Here is a 2,340-nt window from a genome sequence, read left to right as displayed (position 1 = left end):
CGGTCTCGTCGATCAGCAGCACGGTCGGGTCGGCCCGCCGGATCGCGGTCAGCAACGGCCGGGACAGCAGGAACTCTTCACTGAAGATGTCATCGTGTGTTTCGTCCCATGCCTCGTCGCTGCGACCGGCCTGGATGCGAAGAAGCTGCTTTTTGTAGTTCCATTCGTAGAGCGCCCGGGCCTCGTCCAGCCCCTCATAGCACTGCAGACGGATCAGTTCGGCGTCGGTCGCGGACGCGAGGGCCTTGGCGAGCTCGGTCTTGCCCACGCCGGCCGGTCCTTCGACCAGCAACGGCTTACGAAGCCGGTCCGCGAGGAAAACCGTCGTCGCTATGGCGTGGTCAGCCAGGTAACCGGCCGCCCGCAGCCGGTCGTGGACGTCCGCCACATCGGTAAAGGCGTGCTCCTGTAGCGGCATATACACCTCTTGTGTGATTCAAGCCCCCATCCATAGTGCCAGCGATGGGCTGCCCGGCGCGACCTCACGGCTCCTGCTTACCGCCGTACACGTTCGGGTCCACACTCTCATGAGCGGAGGGTGCCCGGAAGCCGGCAAACCCGGTGATCTGGTAATGGGGGGCCTCCCGGACCTCCCGGCTCGGCTTCCAGACCCGGGCGCGAAAGAAACATCATCGCGCCGCCTTCGGCCCTCCAATGACCCGGGGATCTGGGTCTCCGGTAGCGCGAAAGAAACATCATCGCGCTACCTTCGGCCCTCCGGGCCGACGGGGCAGCACGTACACGGGGAGGCAAAGCCATGAACGTCGCTTTTCTCGGAATGGGACGGATGGGACGGGAGATGGCCCGCCATATCAGCAACGGAGGCCACCGGCTGACGGTCTGGAACCGGACACCGGGCCGGGCCGGGGAGCTGGTGGCCGCGGGCGCGCGCGAGGCGGCGTCCGTGCGGGATGCGGTGGCCGACGCCGACGCGGTTGTGCTGATGCTCTTCGACGACGACTCCGCCCGCCAGGTGCTCGACGAGGTGGTCGCCGGTGCGCCCGCGCACACCATAGTGATCAACGCGACGTCGATCGCGCCGGCGACCGGACGAGAGCTCGGGCAGGTGGCCGCCAGGGCGGGGCTGCGCTACGTGGAAGCACCTGTGGTCGGTACGATCGGACCAGCGCGGGCAGGCACACTGCGCGTCCTGGTCGGCGCAAACGAGCAGGACGCGGCCGCCGCCGAAGGACTGCTGTCCCTGTTCGGCACCACGCGGCACGTCGGCGGCATCGGTGCCGCCACGTCGTTGAAGACGGTCGTGAACCTGGGGCTGGCGCTCACCACCACAGCGCTGGGCGAGGCGTTGCGACTCGGATCGGACCTGGGCGTCGACCGTGACCTGCTGCGCCGCGAGCTCTCCGGCGGCGCGCTGGGGTTCATCCTGGACTACAAGCAGGCGATGCTCGCGGACAACGACTTCCAGCCCGCCGCGTTCACCCTCGACGGTCTGATCAAGGATCTGCGGATCGCCACCGGATCGGCACGCCGACCGCTGCCGATGGCCACGATCACGCTGGCTCTCGCCGCGGAGGCATCCGACGCGGGGCACGGTGAGGACGACTTCTCCAGCCTCGCCGCCTACTACACCGCGACCTGACCGACGCCACGCACAAGGGCCATCAGGAACGTCGGGGCCGTCAAAAGAACGTCGGGGCCGTCGGGAACGTCAGGTACGGCCGGCGATCAGCAGCGGAATGTCGTGGGCGTAGTCGACGACCTTGGTGCCAGCGAGATACACGACATGGGCTATCCCGTCCGGGCTGAAGGCCGTCACCTGCGTGCCGTGCGAGACGGTCACCGACCCGTCGGGCTGCTGCCGCGACCGCTCGAGGGTGACACCGAGCTGGTCGGCGTAACCAGCGATCAGCTCGAACGAGCCGGTCAACCCGATGAAGGACGGGTCGAAGTGGGCCAGCCAGGCGCCCAGGACCGCTGCGGTGTCCCGCTGCGGATCGGATGTGACGAACACCACGGACACCTTGGCACGGTCAGCAGCCGGCAACACGCCCAGCGCGGCGGCGATGTCCGCCATGGTGGTCGGGCAGATGTCCGGGCAGTGGGTGTAACCGAAGAACAACAGGGTGAGCCGGCCGGCGGTGGCCGCCCGAAAATCGTAGGAACGTCCGTCCGTGCCGGTCAGCCGGATGTCCGGCTTGCCCAGCGGGTTCTGTAACGCCACCCCACGCACACCCGCGGCACCCTGGAGATCGTCCAGATGCACCGGCCCGCCGCCGGCCCGGCGGCCGGTCGTCTCCGGTGAACCGCAGCCGGCAACCGGCACAGCGAGTAGGATGCCGGCGAGGAGCGCGACGACAAGGGACCGGTGCCGTCGCATCC

3 protein-coding genes are annotated in these 2,340 nt (G+C 68.5%); 1 reads left to right on the top strand and 2 read right to left on the bottom strand.

The genetic code is table 11. The features are described 5' to 3' along the window. Positions 1-418 (bottom strand): AAA family ATPase (locus tag DD1DGNOD_RS29085; protein ID WP_430827775.1); only part of this gene is annotated, 418 nt, incomplete at its 3' end. A gap of 339 nt (positions 419-757) precedes the next feature. On the opposite strand from DD1DGNOD_RS29085, the gene DD1DGNOD_RS08500 reads away from it, so the two are divergent. Beyond that, positions 758-1,600: an NAD(P)-dependent oxidoreductase gene (locus DD1DGNOD_RS08500; RefSeq protein ID WP_131769839.1), complete on the top strand. Its 843-nt coding sequence runs from the start codon at positions 758-760 to the stop codon at positions 1,598-1,600. A gap of 69 nt (positions 1,601-1,669) precedes the next feature. On the opposite strand, the gene DD1DGNOD_RS08495 is transcribed toward DD1DGNOD_RS08500, so the two are convergent. Next, on the bottom strand, positions 1,670-2,338 hold the full coding sequence (locus DD1DGNOD_RS08495; protein WP_131769838.1) for an SCO family protein: 669 nt from the start codon (positions 2,336-2,338) through the stop codon (positions 1,670-1,672). Between the last annotated feature and the right edge of the window lie 2 nt (positions 2,339-2,340).

The organism is Candidatus Protofrankia californiensis, assembly GCF_900634765.1.
GTDB classification, from domain to species: Bacteria; Actinomycetota; Actinomycetes; order Frankiales; family Frankiaceae; genus Protofrankia; species Protofrankia californiensis.
Note: the sequence above shows the minus strand (reverse complement) of the source record. Positions and strands in the feature narration are given on the sequence as shown.